Source organism: Streptomyces sp. NPDC025273, assembly GCF_040638585.1.
Classification (GTDB): domain Bacteria; phylum Actinomycetota; class Actinomycetes; order Streptomycetales; family Streptomycetaceae; genus Streptomyces; species Streptomyces cinereorectus.
The window spans coordinates 20,948-41,839 of sequence record NZ_JBEZYP010000026.1 but is presented as its reverse complement, the minus strand read 5'-3'; the positions used below and the strand labels follow the sequence as shown (position 1 = coordinate 41,839).

Genomic DNA, 20,892 nt, shown 5'->3' with positions numbered 1-20,892 from the left:
GCCGAGATCCTTCCACGGCACCCTGGGGCCGAGGGGCCGCTGCGGGCGCGTGTCGTCGCTGTGGCAGCGGACGCCTGCCGCCGGGCCGCCGATGCGATCGGCCTTCTCACCACACCCCCTGGCGCTCATGCTCGGCCGGCGGGGCCACGAGGTCACGTTGTTCGAACAGGACGCGCGGCAGGCCGGAGAGGACCTGAACCGGGACTTCTTCCACTGGGCCAGGCCCCGGATCCCGCAGGCCGTCCAGCCGCACTCGCTCCTCGCGCCGGTGCGCACCGTGTTGCGCCGGAGCACCCTCCAACAGGTGGGCGGTGAATGACGTCACGGTGGTACGCGACATCCGCCCGCAGGTCGACTATTTCCGGTCACACCTCTGTCGTTTGGCTGGTTTCGGTGCAATGCTGAGCGTGCGGACCCGGAACGCCCCCGAGCCGGGGCTCCCGCAACGGCCCCGCCCTCTGCTTCGGCAGAGGCGGGGCCTGCCGCCCCTCCCGCCCTCCCCACGGGAGGGTCGCTGCACGCCCATCGCCGTGTCAGATTCCGGCGGGCTGACCGCAGCGCAGCCCATGCGATGTCCTACGGACCGGACTTCGGCAAACTCGTGGCTGTCGTCGCCGGTACGGAATGCCGCTGAGCGGACCGACAATCCCCACGGGATGGTGAACCGCTGGACGGAATCCGGCCGGGGGCCGGCGTCCACCGCCTATGTCAGCCACGTTCTCGACGTCTGCGGCTTCCCGCCCCGCATGATCGGCTGCACTGGACTGCTCGACCGGGTCAACACCATGGATCCCGAACGCGTTGCCGCGGCGTTCGGCATGGCCCCGAGGCCAACATGATCTGTCTCGCCGACCACGTCGATCCGCGTCGGCTCCCGAACCGGGCGAAAACCGCTGGCGAGGTCACGCGCCGAACGTGATGATCGAAGACTCGTGTCACACGGTCCGGGTAACGGCTCGGATCATGGAGCAGAGGGGACTCACATTGACCGGGCGTGTGGAATTGCGTCATGTGGACGAGGAGATCCTTCAAGAGCTTCTCCTGGTGGCCGTCAACGACGCTGTACCCGGCGAGGTCATGCCACCCGTGGCCGGCCCACCGGGTTGGACGACGAAGCGACAGGAAGCCTTCCTCGCCTGGCATCGGGTTCGCCGACCAGGACTTGCCGGTCCGCTCCACGAGTGCACATTCGCCATCATCAACGACGGAAGAATCGTGGGATCAGCGCGGCTGGCCCGCCACGACGGCCAGGATGTCCTCGAAACAGGCATGTGGCTCGCCCGTTCCGAGCGCGGACGCGGGATCGGCACCGCCACCCTCCGGAAGCTCCTCGACGAGGCCGCGAGCGCCGGTGCACGTGCCGTGATCGCCGAGACCACGGCCGACAACGCCGCCGCCCTCGCTGCCTTGCGCAACAACGACGCGAGGCTCACTCCGCACCAGGACAGCACCCACGTCCGAGCCCAGCTGGTACTGGACGAGACACAGCCACCCTCGTCGGCCTCCCCGAACCCGTGAGGTTGCTGGCTGGTCCGGCATGCACGCTTAGACAGGATGGATCACTGCCCCGCACACACATGGCACATATGTCGTATGCGGCACCACCAGGCCAGGCGGTCCAGAAGAGACGGCCCGGCCTCGCGCTGCCTCACCTGTGAAGCGCTATGGGAACTCCCTTTCTCCATGGCGTAGTTCGGTAAATCCTGTCCTGCTCGTTCTGCGTTCTGGCGTCCGAGTCCGGCCTCGAGATCACCGCCGCCCGACTCCGCCCCTGGAAGGCCGCCGAGACGGTCGGCCTGGAGCGGTACGTCGGTCGCGACTTCAAGAAGACCCTCACCATCATGGAGATCGTCGGCCGGGCCGAGCCTCCGATGCCACCGAAGGGCCCCGCCGTACGGCACCCCCCACGCACAGCGGTGCGCTGCGCCTGCCCGGCCGCCGGACATCCCGGGATGTGTCAGGCGGCAGCGGGGTGGGAGAGGCAGGTGACCACCAGGGTGCGTGAGGTGGCGGCGTCGCGCCCGGCGGGTCCGAGAGCAGAGGTTCGGGCGATCGTCAGCTGGTGCGGTTGTAGATCGCCGTACCGGGGCAGGCGGTGTTGCCGAGACGGGTGCCGCAGCCGGAGTACTGGCTGGAGCCGTTCCACCATGTCCAGCCGCCGATGGTGCGGCCGTTCAGCCAGGTGTACTGACCGGCGTAGTTGGCGTCGTACGTGCGCAGGCTCCAGTGCACGTGGGCGCCGGTCGCGGAACCACCGGCGCAGATGTCGGTGCCGATGTTGCCGAGCAGGGCACTGCTGGAGATCGCCGTCCCGTTGTAGTAGGTCGCGTTCCACATGTGGTAGTAGTCCGTGGAGAAGCCGCCGGGGTGGATCACCCGGGTCCAGCCGCCCCCGGCGCCGCACATCGAGGTCGCCGTGCCCTCACGGGACGAACGGACGCGCCCGCTGGCGTTGCCTCCGGCGAAGTCGAGGGCGCTCCAGTAGCCGGTCGCGCCGTCGTGGGCGTGCGGGCCACCGCTCAGGGTCATGTAGTAGTCGGGCATCCAGGGCAGCAGCAGCCCGTTGGTGTTGGCCAGGGCCCCGGTCGGCGACGCCTGCGTATCAGGTGTCGCCTTGTGCTCGGCGTACGCCGTCATGGTCCGCCGTTCCGCCTTGCCGACCAGCGGGGACCGGGCCACGTGGTCGGCGAACTCGCGGTCGCCTTCGAGGCCCGCGATCCATTGCCCGTCCTTACGGTGGGCGATGTACAGCCAGCCCTCCGGCTCGCCGTGTTGCGTGCGCGACGCCTCGACGTAGGCGACGCCACGGGCCCAGTCGCGCGAGACGGTGCGTACGTCGACGACCACCTTGCGGCCCTCGTCGGCGAGCTTGGCGACAGCGGCCTTAAGGGCGAGACCCTTGGCGTCGTGGGACCGGGAGAGGACGTCCGTGGAGACGGCGCCTATCAGTGCCGTGCGGCCGGCGCCCAGATGGTCGGCGACGACGTCCGACATCTTCGCGGTGACACCGGCGGACAGCGACTCGGCGGCGGCTACGGGAATCGTGGACGAGCCCCGGGGGGTCGCCGGAGCCGATGGCGCGGCGGCTAGCAGGCCGGTGACGGCAAGGGCGGTGACGGTGATTCTCATGGACAGTCCGGAGAACATGGGCGGTATTCCTTTCCTGCAGGAGAAGGGCCTGCCGGGCGGGCGGGGCCTGGAGCGGAGCGGCTCACAGCCGGGAACCGACCTACCGGCCCGACCGGTTCAGATGCCATAGCCGGAGACGGACCGGAAGCGGGTGCTCCGGTGTTCGACGTGGGTGTGGTCGCCGTGTCCGGGATACCTGGGGCGGAAGAAGCCGTTGAAGCCGTTGGTTCCGGGTTTGCTGGGCGAGATGACAGAGCGGGGGCGGACCGACGCCGGGGTCGGGGGCGTCACCGTACGGATGGCGGCTCGACGCGGCGCCTGTGCCCGCGTCGTTGCAGGGACGGGCGCACGAGCCTCTGGTGACGCGAAGAAGGGGCGCGCCCAGGTGGTGCCGCAGGTGTTCAGCCGGCCGTGGGCGAAGTGAGCCGGAGGGCAGTCGTGGTCGTGAAGCCGGCACATCTTCCCCATCGCGGATCCGGCCATGCCATCGGCGGAACGACCAAGTACGGCAGCCGGCCGCCTGGGTGGTTCCTGCGGTAGCGACCACACCCGTCGCGCCGGCGGCCGACGGTGCGAGAACGAACAAGAACCAGGAGGGGAGAGGAGGGGATGTGAAGCGCGTCTGCGCATCGACCTGCCCCTCCTCCATTTTTGACGTGTACCTGCCCGAGTGTGGCGCCCCTCGCCAACGCGGTCAACCAGGTCAAGGAGTTGTCATTCATCGGCCCAATGACGGTAGAGCGGACGCCCTCGGGAAGCCTTGCTACCACTCGCTCTCTCGAGCTGACGGCCGCAGGTCACCGGCCACGTGACCGGTCCACCCCGGCCGTGCTGGCGTACCTGGACTCGATGGCCGGGAGCTTCCGGGCCGGCGGCCTCTCCGCCGACCTCACGCACCACGTCATGCAAGGCCATCACCGCGCTGACTCCCGCCCTGGAAGTGGCCCGGCGCCGGGGCAACCGCCTGGAGGAAGGCCGCTGCATGCGGCACCTCGGCAGCATCCACGGCTACCTGGGCCACCAGAAGCAGTCTCTGCACCACCTGCGACGCGCCACCATCTCCCTCGAAGAAATCGGCGCAGTCGGTGAACAGGCCCGCGCCCACTACGCCACGGCCTGTGCGCTGTTCCTGTTCGGCCGGATCCATGATGCCGTGGCGTCCTCCGAGCGAGGACTCGCGCCCTCCCGAGCGGCTGGGGACGAGCTGTGGTTGGCCGAGTGCCTCATCGAGCTCGCCTGGTTCCACTCCAACTTGGGGCACCTCGAAAGGAGCCTCGTGTACAGCGAGGAGGGCCTCGCCCTGCTCCAGCGCCTGGAGGCGCCGTGGCAACAGGCCCAGGGCTGGGCCGTCTTGGGCTACAACTACCGTCTGCTCGGTCGCTACGAGGATTCGGTGGCCACCTACCAGCGGGCGATGGAGGCGTTCGAGGCACTGGGGGACCACAGAAACGCCGTCGGTGCGCTGATGCGACGGGGCGACACCCGCCTGGCCATGGGTGACACGAAGGCCGCGCGAGCCGACTGGGCCCGCGCGCTCGACAGCGCCGAACAACAGGCCCTGTCCTACAGCGCCCAGCAGGTCCGGGACCGGCTCACCGCCCTGGACATGGAAACGGACCCGGCCCCCGTCCTGCCGGAAAGGGCCGCCGGCGCTCATCGCATTCCGGCTCCGGCGGTTGGTGACGGTGTGGGCTAGCTTTCTGACCGGGATGGATTCCTTGGCACCCGCGATGAACACATCCGGCCCTGGCTGTATACCGTGGTCAGGAATCTGGTCATCGACCATCACCGGGCCCGGCGGATTCGGCCTCTGGAACTGACGCCGGTCGAGGATCTGGACGCCGCCTGGGACGGCACGGACTCCGCGATCACCTCTCACGCCGTACTGGAAGCACTACGGGAGCTGAACGAGCAGCAGCGGACCGTCATCCGCCTCATGTACTACCTGGAATGCAGCGTGGCTCAGGCGGCCGAGCACCTCGGCGTCCCGCCCGGAACCATCAAGAGCCGCGCCTTCTACGCCGTGCGGGCAATGCGCAAGGCATTGGAGAAGCAGGGCGTACGCGGCGAGTAGCCACGGCACGGACGGCGGGGCGGCCCGATACACCGGCCGCCCGCGCCGGGCTGCCGGCCGGGTCGTGCCGTCCGCCGGGTCGTGCCAACGGGACGTGCGGGTAGCACCGTCCGTGACAGCATCCGACCGCGGCACGCCCTCCGCTCCACGTCTCCCCGGCTCAAGCCGCGAGTACTGCTGGAGGAGCAGGCCGTGTCTGACAAACGATCACCGGGCATGGACGGGGCTCCGGGCACAATGCGCTTGTCCGTGCTGACGTCGGCCGGCGATGCTGGGCCGGTGCCAGGACAGGGGAAGAGGAAGCGGCGGCAAGAGGCCGGGAGGCAGCGGATGGCTGCTCGCACTGCGCCGGACGTGGGACGTTGGGAAGTGATTCTTGAGTCGAGGGACCAGGCGGAGTTGCGCGCGCACCTGCGTAGGCTTCGGGAGGCGCGGATCGACGAATCGCTGATCAGGATCGACACGATGTGCCGGCATCCAGTGGAGCAGACCACCTATCGGCTGAGCCGGTTCGTGGCAGATGCCACGCGCGAGTCTGACCGTGAGCTCTCTGAGCATTGATCCTGTGGCGGATCGGGGGGAGTTGACGGACGCGGCGTGGAGGCGGATGGGGCTCTTGCTGCCGTGGGCGACGGGGGGGCCGTCCGTGGCGTGATCATCGCCAGGGGGTCAACGGTGTGCTGTGGCGGCTGCGCACCGGGCTCCGTGGCGTGATCTCCCGGAGCGGTACGGGCGAGTCGGGCTGACGGAGTCAGCGCCGTCCGCCAGGAGCTTCGCGCGCCCGGCTGGCTCGGCCGTCTCAATACACGCTCAGGCCGTACGCTGACAGCCACTCCGTCACCGGCTGGTAGTAGGTGTATCCTCCCGAGCTGCAGTTCCCGCTGCTGCCGACGATGATGCCGAGTGCTGTGCCGCCGGAGAAGGCCGGACCGCCGGTGTCTCCGGGCTCGGAGCAGATGGTGGACCGGAACAGTCCATACACGGTTCCCCCGCCGTAGCTGATGGTGACGTTCACGGCCTGCAGGGTCCCGCAGCGGTATCCGGTGGTCCGCCCGACGTGGCAGAGCGACTGCCCGACGACGGGATTCGCCGCGTTGGTGATGTCGCGGGTACCGGCGGCGCCCAGCGAGACCTCGCCCGGGTAGGCGACCGCCGTATTGGTGTACCGGACACTCGCGTAGTCGTTACCCGGGAAGCTGACTCCCGCGGTGACGCCGACGCTGACGGTCAGGGCAGCATCGGCGTACCAGGTGCTGGCGCCCTGGGCGCACCGGCCCGGGACGAGTGCGTACAGCGCGGAGCCGGAGCGGGCGTTGAAGCCCACGGTGCAGCGAGTGGCCGCGCTGTAGAGGGTGTCGCCTCCGCGCACCGCGACGGCCGCGTAGTGCCCCGCTCGCTCCCCGGCATGGACGGCCGGTCCGATGACGGCGGACCAGCCGAAGAGCAGTGCCAGTGCGACGACGGCCCGGGCAACGGTGCGGAGGGGTCTCTCGAAACGCATGGGACTCACGGCGGCCTCCTATGGCATGTGCCTGTCATTATGTGCTGCCCGGACTCGGATGGTCAGGCCGAAAGCCGCCAACTACTGGATGCGTGGACGCGACCGTTGGCCATCCGCGTGCGCAAGGCCGAGGAACTCCTCTGAAGACGTGGGAGGATTCACCCTCCCTTTCCTGGGCTTCGGCGGGTCTCGTCTCGCGGTCGAAAAGAGACAGAAGCCCATGTCAATCGTCATCACTGCTGGGCAGCGCGGGGATCCCCCGACAGCTCGAACCGGTGCTGGAGCGTATCCGGGTGCCCCGGCAGGGTCTGGGGCGGCCACGCAGACGGCCCGCCAAGGTGCGTGCCGACAAGCGTGACACCCCGCGGTGGCCGCTGAGACAGACCCGGCCCGCGCCACACCTGTCCGCATACATCCTGTTCGCGTCAGCGGTATGGAAAGCACGTGGAGGGCGGTGGTGTGCAGCCGATGTACGCCACCACCCCCGTGCACGCCGGAACGACCGCCCGAGGCGGCTCACCGCGCTCCTCGCCGTCTGCCGGGAGTCCGCAGTGAGTAGACCGTTGCGTGCCCTACTCGGCGGAGGCGGAGGCGGTGGGCAGCAGGAACGCGGCAATGCGGAGGCTGACCACTGTGGTCGTCTTCTTGAACTGCCTGGTTCCTCAACCCACTCACCCCCGTAGGCCCGAGACGAGCTGAGCACCCACAGCAGTGCCCCGGGCCTCGCAGGTCCGGGCCACTGCTGAATCTGCTGAATCGACCCACACCGCCACGCGTTACGGGAAAGTCAGCGCGTGATACGTCTGGCGGACCCGCTCCGCTTCCTCACCATGCTCGCCGCCTGGGTGGCCACCTCCTGGGCCCTCGCCCCACGCTCCGTGGTGTCAGTGGTCCTGCTGCTCTGCGTGCTGACCGTCTTCGTCACTCCGGGGGACAACGGGACGGACAGGGAAAAGATCCTCGTGCCCGTCCCGGGCGTGGTGACCATCGCCCTAATGCTGCTCCATCATCTCGCGGCCGTCATCTCCTCCTGGGCGGCCTGGCCGACGTGGGCGGCCGGCACCGTGACGATACTGGCCGCGACCAGCCTGATCACAGAGCGACCCCGCTGGCGGGACCTGCTCGCCGTACGGAGTGAGCACGGCTCGAGCAAGACGGTGAACTCCGATAGCCAGAAGACCACGATGCGATGCGCGGACTGCGTACGTGTCCTGCCGGAAGAGGCCGCCGAGCAGCTGTCACAGTGAAACCCCGCTCGACCTGGTTACCCCCTTGAAGGGATCCTGGGGCGATGGAGTTCCTCTGTTACCACCGCGACCGGCCCGGCTCCCTACCGCTGCGCGACGAGCTGCTGGAAGAGCACTGGTCCTACATGGACCAGTACGCGAAGGAGATGATCGCCCGGGGCCCGACCCTCGCCGACGACGGCGACACACCCACCGGCAGCGTGCACATCGTCCACCTGCCCGACCCCGCTGCTGCCCGCACCTTCGCTTTCGACGAGCCGAATTACCAGGCCGGTGTCTACCGGGACGTGCTGCTGCGACGGTGGCGCAACACTCTGGGGCGCACCATGTGGGACTTCCCCGGCGGCCGGACCGGTGGCAACCGGTACCTGGTACTCGGCCTCGGCACGGGACAGGCCGCCGACCTCGCAGTGCCGCCCGACCGGGACGAGCTGATCGCCTACGGGCCGCTGCTGTCCGACGACGGCACCACCTGGCTGGGCACGGCGGCCTTGGTCCGAGCGCCGGACCCGGACACGGCACGCGCCGTCCTGACCCCGGACAGGTACGCCGATGTTGAGGTGCACCACTGGCAGTTCGGCGGGCGCCCGTCATAGGAGAAGATGTCCACCGGCAACACCGGCGAAGCCCTCCGCATCGACCGGCATCACGTCTTCCACCCGAACTCACGGATGCATCCGCCTGCTGCGTACCGGTAACCCGTGGGTTCGCGCTGAGGAGCCGACATGAACGGGAGCAGGCCCCGGCCGGCCTTGGGTTCAAGGGGTCGTCGCAACACCGCCTGGTTCTAGGTGGTGAGTAGATCACGTAGACGCTCGGCTGGGGTATCCCAGCCGAGCGTCCTGCTGCGGGCGGGGTGGGTCCTGGCTGGGCTTGCGTGTGGATGGCCACGGCCTGATCGGTGCGTGAGCCGGCGAACAGGACCAGGAGGCTTCCGTCACCCGCGGCAGGAGGAGTGGCATACGCGCTTCGCGCGCCGGTGAGCCGGTGGCCGACTGGGGGATCCGGGCCAGGTCATGGCGATTCCCTTCGGTGCGTGCCGCGCGGGGCAGCGGGCCGGTCGGGGGCGGGGGCCGTCTCCTCGCCGCCGAGTTGACCGGCCCCGGGCGCTGAAGGCCGGTCGTCGTCGGCGTCGGTGGGCTGGTTGCGGGTGGCGATCAACGACCAGGCGATGGAGACGGTGATGGTTACGGCGATCACGCCGAGGGTGAGGGGGATGGGGAGCTTGCCGACGGGGGTCTCGGACAGGATGAGCTTGACGCCGGCGAAGGCGAGGAGGACCGCGAGGCCGTAGTGGAGGTAGGCGAAGCGCCGGAGGAGTCCGGCGAGGCAGAAGTACAGGCTGCGCAGGCCCAGGACGGCGAAGGCGTTGGCGGTCCAGACCAGGAAGGTGTTGGTGGTGATCGCGAGGACGGCGGCGACGGAGTCGACGGCGAAGACCAGGTCGGTGGCCTCGACGGCGACCAGGACCACGAACAGCAGCGTGGCCACGCGCTTGCCGCTGATGCGGATGAAGAACTTGTCGCCGTGGAACTTCGGGTCGGTGGGGATGAGCTTCTTGACCAGGCGGACGACGGGGTTGCGGTCGGGGTGGACCTCTTCGTCCTTGGAGACGGCCATCTTCCAGCCGGTCCAGATCAGGAACGCGCCGAAGACGTAGGCGGTCCAGAAGAACACCTGGAGCAGTTCGGCGCCGACGAAGATGAACACCAGACGTGCGGCCAGGGCTCCGAGGACACCCCAGAAGAGGACTTTGTGCTGGTAGGCGTCGGGGACGGCGAAGAAGGAGAAGACCAGCGCGAAGACGAAGACGTTGTCGATCGACAGGGCCTTTTCGATCAGGTAGCCGGCGTAGTAGGTGGAGGACACCTCCCCGCCCTGCCACGCCAGAAGGATCAGGCCGAAGCCGAGACCGATGGCGATCCAGACCGAACTCCAGATCGCGGCCTCGCGGAAGCCGATGACGTGGTTGTCGCGGTGGGCGATCAGGTCGACGGCGAGCATCACGCAGATGCCGACGGTGACCGCGGCCCACACCCACAGTGGGACGGCGAACGACAGGTCATTCATAGCGGAACGTTTCCCTTCCAAGGGCCGGACGGCAGGGCACCCGCGGGCGGGGTGGTCACGGCGAGGGCGATCGCAGGGGCACCCAGGAGGCGGGAGCGACCGCGTGGACGAAGGGGCCGCCGCGCAGGGCCGCGGCCTCGATCAGGGCGTGTGCGTCGAGCCCGCGCGGGCCGCGACGGGCGGCCACCACGTCCGGGGTCCGGTGGCGGCCGGCCAGCGCCAGCAGCTCCTTCGCCACCGCAAGCCGTGAACCCCGGCCCGGGGGCAGGTGGAAGACCTCGGGGATGTAGCCGGTGGCGTGCGGGCCGACCTTCGGGATGACCCGGGCGAGCACCGCCCGCACCGACGCTGAGGCCGGACCGAGGGAGGAGAGGCGGACGCGCGGGGGCATCACGGCGATCAGCAGCAGCGGAACACGGCGGGCCAGCGCCATGCGGGCGGCCGCCTCGGCCACCGCGACGTCGTCGATGCGGTCGGTCAGCACTGCCGCCACCGGCTGCACCAGACCCGCCCGCGCGGGGCGGTGGACGGTGTCGCGTGCTGGGTGGAAGAGCAGTCGGGTCATGGCACTTACCCGCCTTCCTTATCGGGAAAAACCCCCAAAATGGGAGGAATCCCCTCCAGCGTCACCCTCCAACCAGACATGCGTCAACAGATACACGAAAATTTTTTCGCTAATAAAGGTTCGCACGAGGGGATGAATATGCGAACCGGACTTCGTATGATGGAAGTCATGAGCAGCTCATCGGCACGCGGCGACCAGTGGACATTCCTGACCAACCACGCACGGGTGCTGCTGTGGATCGCTCGCGACCCGGAGGTCCGGCTGCGGGACGTCGCCGCCGGGATCGGCATCACCGAGCGGGCGGTGCAGATCATCGTCGCGGACCTGGAATCGGCGGGGTACCTCACTCGGACCCGGGTGGGCCGCCGCAACCGCTACACCATCGACACCAGCGTCGCCCTGCGCCACCCTTCGGAGGCGGACCATCCCGTCGGCGACCTGCTGGGAGCCTTCCTCCACCGCGAGGACTCACCGGACGCCGCAGGTTCCGAGCCGCGGGCGGCGACGAGGCCGTGACCGAGGAGCCGCTGCCGCCCGGGGTGCGCGAGGTCATCACGGGCGTCGTCAACGCGGTGAGAGGATGCCCGGTCCGACCGGCTGCCGGGGCAGCTCGTCCGCATCGCCACCCAGGAGCTTGCTCGGTGGGCCGCTTCTTCGCGCGGAGCCCACCGAGAAGACTCCTGGTCTCAGCGAGTACCCACAGAGCGTCGTTTCCCGACACTCATCGCGTGACGCCTGTCCGACTCATTCACCGTGGTCTGCTGTGATCGTTGCTACGGCTGAACAGACTGTCGGGTGAGGGAGAGGGAAGCACACGGTGGAGAAGGGCCGGTCGAAGAACCCCAGGGTTGCGGTGGACATGTCGGAGGGATTCGGCGAACGGCTGCTGGGACAGCTGCTGGACCGGGCTCATGAGATGCCGCCCCAGCTCCTCGCTCCGCTGGTGGCGGAAGAGGTGCACAGGATCGGTGGCCGGGACGTGTCGATCCTCCTGCAGGACTACGAGCAACTCACACTGGTCCCGCTGCCGGGCAGGGGTCTCACCGTCGGCGAAGCGGTGCCGATCGACGATTCCCGGGCTGGCGAGGCCTTCCTGAGCCTGACCGCAGTTGAGGACGAGCAGGACGCCGGTGTGCGGATGTATCTACCGCTGTTGGACGGCAGCGACGAAGTCGGGGTGATGGCGCTCACCCTGGACACGGTGGAGGACGACGACCGGCGACTGCTGCGGCGGCTGGCCGGCTGGTCGCTGACATGGTGGTGACCAAGGGCGCTTACACGGACCAGTTCTTCCAGACCCGGCGGCTTCAGCCGATGAGTCTGGCCGCGGAAATCCAATGGTCCCTGCTGCCGCCGATGTCGATGAACAACCCACAGGTCTCTGTCGCCGGCATCCTGGAGCCGGCCTACTCCGTTGCGGGTGACAGTCTGGACTACGCCCTCAACGAGGACATCCTGCACCTGGCCATCATCGACGCGATGGGCCACGGCCTGAACGCTGCCGTGCTGGCGACTGTCGCTGTGGGCGCCTACCGGCATGCCCGACGCGCGGACGTCGGCCTCGCGGAGCTGTACGCGTTCATGGACAGGGCAATCGATGAGCAGTTCGGCCCCGACCAGTTCGTCACCGCGCAGATGATGCGCCTGGACATCGGGACCGGCCACCTGCAATGGGTCAACGCCGGCCATCCGGCAGCACTACTGATCCGTGGCCACCGAGTCGTGCGCGCCCTGGAGGCCCTGAGGGCACTACCGGTCGGCTTCGGCGGTGCCGAACCGCGGATCTCCTCCATGGATCTCCAGCGAGGAGACCGGCTGATGTTCTACACCGACGGTCTCGTCGAGGAACACCACGCAGGTCAGGAACAGTTCGGTGAAGAGCGCATGATCGACATCATCGAGCAGGTCGGACCCACCACGCAGGGCGTACAACAAATGGCCCGGAACCTGTCCCACGCGCTCAAGCGGGAGAGGGGCGGGACCACCAGCGACGATGCGACCATCTTCCTCGTCGAATGGCGCGGCGGCACCGCCGACCACCTTGCCACGCTGGACATCTGAGACCTGTCCCGCACCTGCTGGGCAGGGCACCCGGCACAGGGTCTCTGAATGCTGTCGGACGTCGTGGGAGAGCGGGTGAAGCCCCCGAGCGCATCCGGAAGCTTGTCGGCCGGGCCGCTCTCGTCCGCCGGTACCCGCGCTGCACCCACTGACCCGTCGACCGTGGGCCAGGCCGGTCATCGCCCGCGGCCGTTCGGGGGACGCGCGGGCCGGTTCGGCACTCCTCCCGCAGAGCGGGGCATCCGTCCATGAAACGAAGGAGAGACGCGATGCCGCTCTATCTGTCGAGGTTCAGCTACACACCGGAGACGTGGGCGAGGCTGATCGGCCACCCCGAGGACCGGGCGAACGCAGCTCAGGCCTACATCGAATCCGTCGGTGGGAAACTCCATGGCTTCTGGTACGCCTTCGGCACGCACGACGGCTACAACCTGTGGGAAGCTCCGGGCAACGTGTCCATGGCCGCGGTCGCACTGGCGATCAGCGGCGGCGGCGCGCTCAGCTCGTTCGAGACGACCGTTGTCCTGACCGTCGACGAGACGATGGACGCCCTGCGCAGAGCCGACCGGATCCGTTACCGGGCTCCTGGCGCGCAGGGGTGAGCGATCCCTGGAATCCGGGGATCGGCCCACGCGGCGCCCACCCCCGCCGCGTGCTCGGAGACCTAGCAGGGGTGGTGAGCGCTGAACCCCGATGGGGCGGAGCCATCGGCAGCGTCGCAGCAGCCCCGCGATAGACAACGCTCGTCAGGCCCAGGCCCGCCGGCCAGCTGGAACGTTGGTACTACGCTCTGTGCGGCCCGAAGCACCTCGTCCAGGACCAGGGCATCGGCTCGTTCGATCACCGCGAGACCCCCGGTCCCTTCGAGGGACCGTTGCCTGGATCCCGCACGCTCAAGCAGCAGGTACTTCACTGCCGACGCGGCCTCGCGAGCTCCCGTGCCGGATCGCCGCAGGGCTGTTACCAGGGTGTGTGACCAGCCGGATCATCATGGGGATCGTCGAGCAACGAGATCAGTACGCGAATCCTCTTCCCGACGGGTTCACGTCGTACCTCGAAGCTCTGGCAGACGGCGAGGACGATCTCCAGGCCGTGCTGACCCGCGCGTGTGGGGTCGGCCTGCCGGGCAGCGGGTAGCAGGGTCCCTGAGTCCCACATCGTGATGCCGAGCATGTTGCCACGAATCTCCAGATCCAGCAGGCACGGCCCCGGCGCGTATTTGCAGATGTTCGTGGCCAGCTCGCTCACGACCAGCTGCGTAATGCCCAGGGCACGCGAGGAGACGCGCCGACCGTGCACGGCCTCGACGTCGGCCAGGAAGTCCCGGGCGAAGTCCCGGGCACCGGCGATTTCCGCGGGCTCCATGTCAAACGCGGTGCCCGCAGTGAGGATCCCGGCGCCGGGCCGGGAGATACCTGGCTGATCCCTGTCACACGTTGCTGTTTCGCTCATATCCCCCGCCGAACCGTCCAGTGCGTAGTAACCCGCCCCTCCGCCTACCCGGATCCGCACGGTTCAGACGGCAAGACGGCGTCCATCCGTGGGGGGTCACACCCACAGCGGGCACTCCCCCGCACGGAAGGGCCAGGAGTCACCCCGGCGACTCCTCCGGAACGGGGTGTTCCGGGTGGATGCCGGCATTGCGGGCCTCGTCGCGGCCCGAGCCGGCCTCGTCGGGGTCGGGCTTGTCGGCGTCGGGCTCGGAGTCCGGTTTCGCTCGGGCGCGTTCGGCACTCGGCGGGAGGACCACGTCAAGGGCGTCCTCGCCGTCCTGAACCTGTTGGTCAGGCATGTCGGCGGGTATCGGCGGCGGGCTGCCCTTCGCCCCGGTGTAGGCGATTCCCGCGGGCCTGCGGTCGGTCATGTCGTCGCTCCCTTCAGTGCGCGCCCATTCTGCTGCGAGAGCGGGCCTGTCGCACCTCGCGTACCCCCAGCGCCCTGGACAACGCATGCCCGCCCCGCACTGCCGTGGGCCCGGGCGTGGCCCCGGGCGACACCCTACGTAGAGGGATACTGGGCGGCCCGTTCTGGTTTCCGAACCTCGGGCGGCTTGCATACCGCCGACTGAGCGCCCGCCTTGGGCCAGTCGGGGAGCCTTTTCGTGCTTGTGCGGTGTCCCGACGCACTCTTCCCGTGATCCGTGTCATCCCTTAGGCGATCAGGCGATCAGTACGACAATCATCTCGGCTCGAAGGAGTCCAGCATGCGCATTTCTACTTCCGTCCACTCCCGCACCGCCCGCACGGGCGCCAGGGTCGCCGCCGCGGTCGCGGTCGCCGGCGTCGCGCTGGCCGGGGCTCCCGCCGCGTTCGCCCTCGGCGAGAGCGGCGACATCGACATCCGCTCGGTCAGCTGGCACGCCCGCGGCGACCGCGACGGCACCGAGGTCTGCAAGTTCGTGCTCGTGGCCAACAACTTCGATGCGCTGCCGTCGGTCACCTGGACGATCACCGAGCAGCCACCGACCGTCCCTCCGGCCACGCTCTCGGCCACCCTGCCTCTCATCAACGGCAAGGCCCGCAGCCAGGAATACCTCCTCCCCGAGGGCACCTACACGCTCACATGGCAGGTCACGGGCGTCCCTCTGAAGCAGAAGGGCTTCGAGGTCGACTGCTCCCGGCGCGGCCAGGGCGGACCGGGTGACCGCCGTACTAACGGTGAGGAGCGTGGTTCCTCGTCGGCTTCCACCGCTGAGAAGACCTACGACAAGCCGTCCGGCGCGGTACCCGCGGGCGGCGGCGGCGTGCCGGACATGGAGGGTGTCAGCTCCGAGAGCGAGTCGAACGTCGGCACCTCGGCCGCAGTGGTGGCCGGCGCGGCCGGGATCGCGGGGCTCGTCATGGTCCGTCGATCTGCACGCCGTCGTGCCCGCAACGAGGCATAGCGCACGCGGCCGACGCCGGCGCGGGCCGAGTCGCGCGTGCCGGCTCGCGATGACCCTCAGCGTGACGCTGACGCTGGTGACCGGTGTCGTATGGGCGAGTTCGGACTCGTCCGAGGACGCCTCGTCGGTCACATCCGCCCGCGGCGGCGACGCCGCGGGCGGTGGGGCACCGCCCTTCCGGAGGGCACCGCACAAACCGCCGAAGAAGGTGCCCGCCTCGCACGCCCCTCTGGTCCACTCCCGTCCGGTGAAGGTCGCCATCCCAGCGATCTTCATCGAGGCCCAGATCACCGGCCTCGGCCTCGACGCGAAGGGCCGGCTCAGCGCCCCGCCGCTGACCAGCCCCAGGCAGGTGGGGTGGTATCGGAAGGGTGCCTCCCCCGGCGAGGCGGGGACGGCTCTGCTGGTCGGCCACCGGGACACCGCGACAGGACCGGCCATCTTCCTCAACCTCAACGCCCTGCGCCGCGGTGACACGGTGAAGGTCACCCGCGCCGACCGGCGGACTGCGGTCTTCACCGTCGACAAGGTGAAGACGTACAAGAAGGACAAGTTCCCGGACGAGCAGGTCTACGGGCCTGCCGGTCGTCCTGAGCTCAGACTCCTGACGTGCGGTGGACGCTTCGACAAGAAGAACGGCTACTCGGCGAACGTCGTCGTCTTCGCCCATCTCACGTCGCTCAAGAAGAAGGCCGCCTGAACCACGGCGTGCCACAGGAAACGGCCGGTACCTCGGTGCGAGGTACCGGCCGTTCGAGGGCCCGAGGCCATTCCCGCTCCCGTGCCGACTGCCGCAGGGAACCTGCGAGCTTGGGCGCCCGGACAAGTGCCATGGCGAACGGTCGAGCCCCACGAGCGCGTTCATGCCGCTCGACTGCCTGACGGCGACGGCATGATCATCGAGACCGGCACCGACTTCTGCCGGCTCGATTCCGCCCTGGCGCGGGCTCAGGAAGCCATCCACGCCGGCGGACAGCCCGTTGCACGACTCGACGGTCCGCCTCAGGGCAGCTCCGGAGGCAGAACAGCCTCCCGGAGCTGCCCTGAAGGCCGGTCACCTTCGCCAGAACAGATGGTGCGTCACCCCGCTCGGGCTGGGAACGACGTCCAGGTGGAACCGGTCGAGCAACTCGTCGGGGGACTTCCAGAGCCGTAGTCCGGACCCGAGCTCCACCGGCGAGACCGCTACGTGCATGGTGTCGACGAGGTCGGCGTCGAGAAACTGCCTGAGGGTGGTGACCCCGCCGCCGAGCCGGACGTCCTTGCCCTGCGCCGCCTCCCGGGCCTGCTCGAGGACCGTGGCGGGGTCGCCGTCGACGAAGTGGAACGTGGTGTCGGAAAGCGTGATCGAAGGACGCTTGTGGTGGGTGAGGACGAAGACCGGGGTGCGGAACGGGGGCTCGTCCCCCCACCAGCCCTGCCACTCATGGTCCTCCCAGGGCCCGCGCTGGGGCCCGAACTTGTTGCGGCCCATGATCTCCGCACCGATGTTGCGCGCGAAATCCCGCGTGAGGTAGTCGTCCAGGCCTCGACTCCCCCCTGAGTCCGTGCGCATCGGCCAGCTCGCCGTGGCACCGGCCCAGGAGAACAGCCTCTCGGGTTCGACATGCCCGAACGGCCTCTCGAAGGTCTGGTCCTCACCGGCACCGATCCCGTCACTCGAGACGCTGAAATTCTGGACTCGCAATAGCTGAGCCATGTGTTCCTCCTGTGCTGTCGACAACGATGGTGAGACCTGCCGGGCCGGGAAAACTCATCGCCGCATCCGCCATCGGTCAGAAAATGGGCTGCTCGGCATCCCGAACTGTGAGGTCTGCCCGGTTGGGCAGAGGATCCTGCGGTGAGGGCACGTCCGCCCCCGCAGAGTCTTACACCGTCTGCTCGGACATCGAGAGAGCCTGAAGGATCTGTCACGCCCGAGCGTGGCGGATCCCGGTCCTCACCTTTGTCGATGGGCCCGCGTGCGGGAAGGCGCGGAAGGCTCCGCGTCCGCAACACCGGTACCCGTGGGGCGTACATGATCACGGGTAGGCCGACGAGGCGGTGCCGCGGATGCGGCCGCCGACGGATGCTCATCCCCGTTCGCGCATACAGCGCTCCACCAGCCGTTCATACGCCCTGTTCAGGTCGTCGCGCTGTCGGTAGCTGAGCAGGAACGCCCGCAGCTCGGTGGCGGATGCGTATCCTCGTGCCCAGGCCTTGTGCGCACGTGCCCCGCTCGCTGTGGCATCGGTGGGCGGCCTTCGGGGTGACGGTCGCCAGGACGACATGCCGAGCCGGGTGAGGGTGTTCGCGAAGTCCTCGGACAGCTCGCCTGCTGCGCGGGTGGCGCCTGTGCGGGAGGGCATGGCCCTGTGGCCTCCTGGTGGTCAGGAGGCTTGCGTGCGTTCGGTTCGTACGGGAGCGGGTCCGGGCGTCGTCGTGACGTACCCGGCCCGGGGGTGGTTACTGAGCGGTGTAGCCGCCGTCGACGGGCAGGGCGATGCCGGTGACGTAGCTGGCACCGGGACTGCACAGCCACAGCACGGCCTGGGCGATCTCGTCGGCGGTGCCGAGCCGGTCGATGGCCTGGCCCGCTTCGGCCCGGCTGCGGTCGAGCTCTCCGCCCTCGACCATGGCGTCGACCATCGGGGTGCTGATCGTGCCGGGACAGACGGAGTTGATGCGGACACCGCGGGGGCCGTATTCGAGGGCGGCGCTCTTGGTCAGGCCGATCACGCCGTGCTTGGCGGCGTGGTAGGCGGCGCGGCCGGGGTTGCCGACCAGGCCGCCGAGCGAGGAGCAGTTGACGATGGCGCCGCTTCCCTGCTCCCGCATGTGGCGCAGTTCGTGCTTCGTGCTCGCCCAGATGCCGCGCAGGTTGATGCCCTGGACGCGGTCGAACTGCTCCGCGGTCTCGTCGGCGGCGTCGGTGGGCGGGGGCATGATGCCGGCGTTGTTGTAGGCCATGTCGAGTCGGCCGAAGACTTCGACTGTGCGGTCGACGGCGGCGGCGACCTGATCCTCGTCGGTGACATCGCAGACCAGCGCGAGGGCCCGGTAACCGTCGTCGGTGAGTTCTTGGGCGGCGGCGTTGACGGCGTCGTCGTTGATGTCGGCGAGGGCGACGGCGGCTCCTGAGGCGGCGAAGGCGCGGGCGGTGGCCAGGCCGATGCCGGAGGAAGCGCCGGTGACAAGGGCGACCTGGCCGGTGAAGTCGTAGGTGGGATTCATGGCGGTTACTCCCAACGAGGTCGTACGGGCGTGGAGCGTGCGGCCGTCACGGTGGCGTCGGCTGCCTGCGGTTCGTCGGCGTCGGTGGTGTGGTGGGCGATGATCCGCGAGGGGTCGGTGGTGCCGCGCAGCGCGAGGGCGGTGAGGGGCAGCAGGGTGAGCGCGGCGAAGACGGCACCGACCAGGGCCGGACCGGTCAGGCCAAGCGAGGAGTGCAGCCCGGCGATGACGAATTCGGTGGTGCCCATGAGGAACGTGCCGACGGCGAGCACCCAGACGACGAAGGGCAGTCGGCCGGGGGTGGACCCGGTGGCGGAGGGCATGCGAAAACTTCTTCCCGTATGAGGGGTGGGCGGGGTCAGGAGGCGGCCTCAATGGTGATGCGGTCGGCTCCGGACAGCTGGTCGGCGTCGGCGTCGATGTGGCCGAGGATCAGCAGATCTGCGGAGGCGGCGGGGCCGTTCTTGTAGAAGATGGCGAGGTTGCCCCACGGTGCGAAGTAGGCGAGGTCTCCGGCCTTGGCCGCGGCCGGTGCGGGGGCGTCCTCGGTGGTCAGCTTCCTCGGCGGGTCGGCGATCCGCTCAGTTCCGTGGAAGTCCTTCAGGTCCAGGGTGAGCGGGAGCAGGGAGGCGAGGTCGCGGGCGGCGGGGCTGTCGTTCAAGGTCGCGCCGACGAGCCGGCCGTCGATGGTGACGCGGATGTCCATCGGAGTGCTCCTGTCTGATCCGGACGGGGTCGTTGACGCCGAGGTCGGCGGCTGCCCGGACGCCGGGGCGGATGACGAGGCGGAGGTTGCGGAGGGGGCCTGCTCGGCGGGTGAGTCGTCGGAGCATGCGTTCACGGCCAGCAGCAGTACGCCGGTGGCGGCGGCGGTCAGGGCCCTGCGAACGGGGAAGGTCATGGGGTGCCGGCCTGCGGGTCGGGCATGGGCTCGGAGTAGTGCCTGAAGCCCTCGCGACCGGTGTGCAGGCCGTACAGCCGATCGGCCAGCGTCCCGGGGCTGGACTGCGCGGAGTCGGGGCTGATCGCCCCGGGCACGATGAGCTGCGCAACGTGGATGTTCTCCGGCGCGAGCACGGTGTGGAGCATCGCCGCGTAGGCGCTCTCGGCGGCGAACGCGATCGAGGTACCGGCCACTCCGGGGCTGGGGCGCACCGCGCTGGACCCGTTGACGAACAGCAGCGTGCCCCGGCCGAGCTCCCGCATGCCGGACAGGACCGCGTTTACGCAGGTGAGCGGCCCTTTGACGGAGAAGGCCAGCGGATCGTCCAGGTCAGCTGCGGTGGTGTCCAGGACCGGCTTCATGAAGTCGCCGCGGGGCACCGGGCTGAACTGCAGGATCTCGACGGGCCCCAGCGTGTCCGCGGCTTCGCGCAGGGCCGCGGTGAGGGAGGCGGGGTCAAGGACGTCGGCCGTGAAGCCGCGGGCGTGGATGTTCTCCCTCACCAGCTCGGCTGCCAGGTTGTCCTGGTGCTGGGCGCTGCGCGAGAGAAGGGCGACGCGGTGTCCGGCGGCGCCGAAGCGACGTGCGGCAGCCAGTCCCAGGCCGGGGCCGGCGCCGACGAGGGCGAAGGTGGTCACGGTGGTTCTCCTCGACATCGTGGGTGGGACGGGGCCACATCGGATCCGCCCGAGGAAAGAGGAGGGCCTCGACGGCGCGGCGTTCGTCCGGGGCTGTGGAGCCCTCGGCGACCTGAGCCACGGGGCCCGGGTTCAGCAGCCGGTAGTCGGGGCGGCGGCGTACTCATCGTCGGTGACGGGGGTCAACCAGTGCACGACGTCGTGGGTGTCGTCGCCCTCGTTGATGGCCAGGTGGACCATCAGCCGGTTCGGCGCCGCGCCGTGCCAGTGCTCCTCGTCGGCCTCGAACAGGACGCGGTCTCCGGGTCGGATGACTTCCACCCGTCCGCCCCGGCGCTGACACAGACCGACCCCTTCGGTGACGAAGACCGTCTGACCCAGCGGGTGACGGTGCCAGTGGGTGCGGGCACCGGGCATGAAATGCACCAGGCCGGCGGTGACCCGGGACGGGGCGGGTGCCGCGGCGACGGCGTCGATATAGACGTCGCCGGTGAACCGGTCCGCCGGCCCCTTGGTCGTGGCGATCGAGCTGTAGGTGATACGCACGGTTGCTCCTCGTGCGGGTGC

Annotated in this window: 25 protein-coding genes and 4 pseudogenes; 15 read left to right on the top strand and 14 right to left on the bottom strand. The window is 69.2% G+C overall.

Annotated elements, in window-relative coordinates; all coding sequences use genetic code 11:
• Positions 1 to 127: 127 nt before the first annotated feature.
• From AB0F38_RS29340 to AB0F38_RS29330, 3 genes and pseudogenes are all read left to right on the top strand, one after another.
• Positions 128 to 283: pseudogene (locus tag AB0F38_RS29340) on the top strand (FAD-dependent oxidoreductase); the annotation flags it as partial.
• 373 nt (positions 284 to 656) lie between these two features.
• On the top strand, positions 657 to 839 hold the full coding sequence (locus AB0F38_RS29335; protein ID WP_361899727.1) for a hypothetical protein: 183 nt from the start codon (positions 657 to 659) through the stop codon (positions 837 to 839).
• Between the two features lie 79 nt (positions 840 to 918).
• A complete protein-coding gene (locus tag AB0F38_RS29330; protein WP_361899781.1) occupies positions 919 to 1,518 on the top strand; it encodes a GNAT family N-acetyltransferase in 600 nt (199 codons plus the stop codon).
• A gap of 537 nt (positions 1,519 to 2,055) precedes the next feature.
• On the opposite strand, the gene AB0F38_RS29325 is transcribed toward AB0F38_RS29330, so the two are convergent.
• Both AB0F38_RS29325 and AB0F38_RS29320 read right to left on the bottom strand, forming a co-directional pair.
• Complete coding sequence (locus tag AB0F38_RS29325; RefSeq protein WP_361899724.1) at positions 2,056 to 3,147, bottom strand: M23 family peptidase; 1,092 nt, start codon at positions 3,145 to 3,147, stop codon at positions 2,056 to 2,058.
• Positions 3,148 to 3,229: 82 nt separating this feature from the next.
• A complete protein-coding gene (locus AB0F38_RS29320; RefSeq protein ID WP_361899722.1) occupies positions 3,230 to 3,778 on the bottom strand; it encodes a D-Ala-D-Ala carboxypeptidase family metallohydrolase in 549 nt (182 codons plus the stop codon).
• Between the two features lie 170 nt (positions 3,779 to 3,948).
• Between AB0F38_RS29320 and AB0F38_RS29315 the strand changes: the two are divergent.
• The 5 genes and pseudogenes from AB0F38_RS29315 to AB0F38_RS29295 all read left to right on the top strand — a co-directional run.
• Positions 3,949 to 4,035, top strand: a pseudogene (locus AB0F38_RS29315) (TetR/AcrR family transcriptional regulator); the annotation flags it as partial.
• Between the two features lie 76 nt (positions 4,036 to 4,111).
• Positions 4,112 to 4,825, top strand: a complete 714-nt coding sequence (locus tag AB0F38_RS29310; protein ID WP_361899719.1) for a tetratricopeptide repeat protein — start codon at positions 4,112 to 4,114, stop codon at positions 4,823 to 4,825.
• Between the two features lie 42 nt (positions 4,826 to 4,867).
• Positions 4,868 to 5,203 carry a sigma-70 family RNA polymerase sigma factor gene (locus tag AB0F38_RS29305; RefSeq protein WP_361899778.1) on the top strand — a complete coding sequence of 112 codons (336 nt, stop codon included), beginning with the start codon at positions 4,868 to 4,870 and terminating at the stop codon, positions 5,201 to 5,203.
• Between the two features lie 330 nt (positions 5,204 to 5,533).
• Positions 5,534 to 5,764, top strand: a complete 231-nt coding sequence (locus AB0F38_RS29300; RefSeq protein WP_361899716.1) for a hypothetical protein — start codon at positions 5,534 to 5,536, stop codon at positions 5,762 to 5,764.
• A gap of 4 nt (positions 5,765 to 5,768) precedes the next feature.
• Positions 5,769 to 5,936: pseudogene (locus AB0F38_RS29295) on the top strand (transposase); the annotation flags it as partial.
• Between the two features lie 66 nt (positions 5,937 to 6,002).
• Here the strand turns inward: AB0F38_RS29295 and AB0F38_RS29290 are convergent.
• On the bottom strand, positions 6,003 to 6,704 hold the full coding sequence (locus AB0F38_RS29290; RefSeq protein WP_361899775.1) for a S1 family peptidase: 702 nt from the start codon (positions 6,702 to 6,704) through the stop codon (positions 6,003 to 6,005).
• Positions 6,705 to 7,498: 794 nt separating this feature from the next.
• On the opposite strand from AB0F38_RS29290, the gene AB0F38_RS29285 reads away from it, so the two are divergent.
• Entirely contained in the window at positions 7,499 to 7,951 is a 453-nt protein-coding gene (locus AB0F38_RS29285; protein ID WP_361899714.1) for a hypothetical protein, read from the top strand.
• A 44-nt stretch (positions 7,952 to 7,995) separates the two neighbouring features.
• Entirely contained in the window at positions 7,996 to 8,547 is a 552-nt protein-coding gene (locus tag AB0F38_RS29280; protein ID WP_361899712.1) for a YciI family protein, read from the top strand.
• A gap of 418 nt (positions 8,548 to 8,965) precedes the next feature.
• Here AB0F38_RS29280 and AB0F38_RS29275 read toward each other — a convergent pair whose 3' ends face one another.
• Entirely contained in the window at positions 8,966 to 10,021 is a 1,056-nt protein-coding gene (locus tag AB0F38_RS29275) for a TerC family protein (protein WP_361899709.1), read from the bottom strand.
• 55 nt (positions 10,022 to 10,076) lie between these two features.
• Complete coding sequence (locus AB0F38_RS29270) at positions 10,077 to 10,586, bottom strand: universal stress protein (RefSeq protein ID WP_361899707.1); 510 nt, start codon at positions 10,584 to 10,586, stop codon at positions 10,077 to 10,079.
• Positions 10,587 to 10,754: 168 nt separating this feature from the next.
• Here AB0F38_RS29270 and AB0F38_RS29265 point away from each other — a divergent pair, with 168 nt between their 5' ends.
• From AB0F38_RS29265 to AB0F38_RS29255, 3 genes and pseudogenes are all read left to right on the top strand, one after another.
• A complete protein-coding gene (locus AB0F38_RS29265; protein WP_361899704.1) occupies positions 10,755 to 11,102 on the top strand; it encodes a helix-turn-helix domain-containing protein in 348 nt (115 codons plus the stop codon).
• 343 nt (positions 11,103 to 11,445) lie between these two features.
• Positions 11,446 to 12,647, top strand: a pseudogene (locus AB0F38_RS29260) (PP2C family protein-serine/threonine phosphatase).
• Between the two features lie 269 nt (positions 12,648 to 12,916).
• Positions 12,917 to 13,249: a GYD domain-containing protein gene (locus tag AB0F38_RS29255; protein WP_361899703.1), complete on the top strand. Its 333-nt coding sequence runs from the start codon at positions 12,917 to 12,919 to the stop codon at positions 13,247 to 13,249.
• Between the two features lie 358 nt (positions 13,250 to 13,607).
• On the opposite strand, the gene AB0F38_RS29250 is transcribed toward AB0F38_RS29255, so the two are convergent.
• Entirely contained in the window at positions 13,608 to 14,012 is a 405-nt protein-coding gene (locus AB0F38_RS29250; protein WP_361899700.1) for an ATP-binding protein, read from the bottom strand.
• 226 nt (positions 14,013 to 14,238) lie between these two features.
• Entirely contained in the window at positions 14,239 to 14,511 is a 273-nt protein-coding gene (locus AB0F38_RS29245) for a hypothetical protein (protein WP_361899697.1), read from the bottom strand.
• Between the two features lie 339 nt (positions 14,512 to 14,850).
• Between AB0F38_RS29245 and AB0F38_RS29240 the strand changes: the two genes are divergently transcribed.
• Together AB0F38_RS29240 and AB0F38_RS29235 are read left to right on the top strand one after the other, a co-directional pair.
• Complete coding sequence (locus AB0F38_RS29240; RefSeq protein ID WP_361899694.1) at positions 14,851 to 15,531, top strand: hypothetical protein; 681 nt, start codon at positions 14,851 to 14,853, stop codon at positions 15,529 to 15,531.
• Positions 15,532 to 15,580: 49 nt separating this feature from the next.
• Complete coding sequence (locus AB0F38_RS29235; protein WP_361899691.1) at positions 15,581 to 16,231, top strand: class F sortase; 651 nt, start codon at positions 15,581 to 15,583, stop codon at positions 16,229 to 16,231.
• 354 nt (positions 16,232 to 16,585) lie between these two features.
• On the opposite strand, the gene AB0F38_RS29230 is transcribed toward AB0F38_RS29235, so the two are convergent.
• The 7 genes from AB0F38_RS29230 to AB0F38_RS29200 all read right to left on the bottom strand — a co-directional run bounded on the left by AB0F38_RS29230 (position 16,586) and on the right by AB0F38_RS29200 (position 20,871).
• Positions 16,586 to 17,230 carry a dihydrofolate reductase family protein gene (locus tag AB0F38_RS29230; protein ID WP_361899689.1) on the bottom strand — a complete coding sequence of 215 codons (645 nt, stop codon included), beginning with the start codon at positions 17,228 to 17,230 and terminating at the stop codon, positions 16,586 to 16,588.
• A gap of 373 nt (positions 17,231 to 17,603) precedes the next feature.
• The gene (locus AB0F38_RS29225; RefSeq protein WP_361899687.1) at positions 17,604 to 17,879 is read right to left on the bottom strand and encodes a hypothetical protein; all 276 of its coding nucleotides are present in this window, start codon (positions 17,877 to 17,879) and stop codon (positions 17,604 to 17,606) included.
• A 97-nt stretch (positions 17,880 to 17,976) separates the two neighbouring features.
• Complete coding sequence (locus AB0F38_RS29220) at positions 17,977 to 18,744, bottom strand: glucose 1-dehydrogenase (protein WP_361899684.1); 768 nt, start codon at positions 18,742 to 18,744, stop codon at positions 17,977 to 17,979.
• 5 nt (positions 18,745 to 18,749) lie between these two features.
• Entirely contained in the window at positions 18,750 to 19,067 is a 318-nt protein-coding gene (locus tag AB0F38_RS29215) for a hypothetical protein (RefSeq protein ID WP_361899682.1), read from the bottom strand.
• 35 nt (positions 19,068 to 19,102) lie between these two features.
• Positions 19,103 to 19,450 carry a cyclophilin-like fold protein gene (locus AB0F38_RS29210; RefSeq protein WP_361899679.1) on the bottom strand — a complete coding sequence of 116 codons (348 nt, stop codon included), beginning with the start codon at positions 19,448 to 19,450 and terminating at the stop codon, positions 19,103 to 19,105.
• Positions 19,451 to 19,641: 191 nt separating this feature from the next.
• Positions 19,642 to 20,325, bottom strand: coding sequence for an SDR family NAD(P)-dependent oxidoreductase (locus tag AB0F38_RS29205; protein ID WP_361899677.1), 684 nt, complete (start codon positions 20,323 to 20,325; stop codon positions 19,642 to 19,644).
• Between the two features lie 132 nt (positions 20,326 to 20,457).
• Positions 20,458 to 20,871 (bottom strand): cupin domain-containing protein, encoded by a 414-nt coding sequence (locus tag AB0F38_RS29200; protein ID WP_361899675.1) that lies wholly within the window; start codon positions 20,869 to 20,871, stop codon positions 20,458 to 20,460.
• Positions 20,872 to 20,892 lie beyond the last annotated feature (21 nt).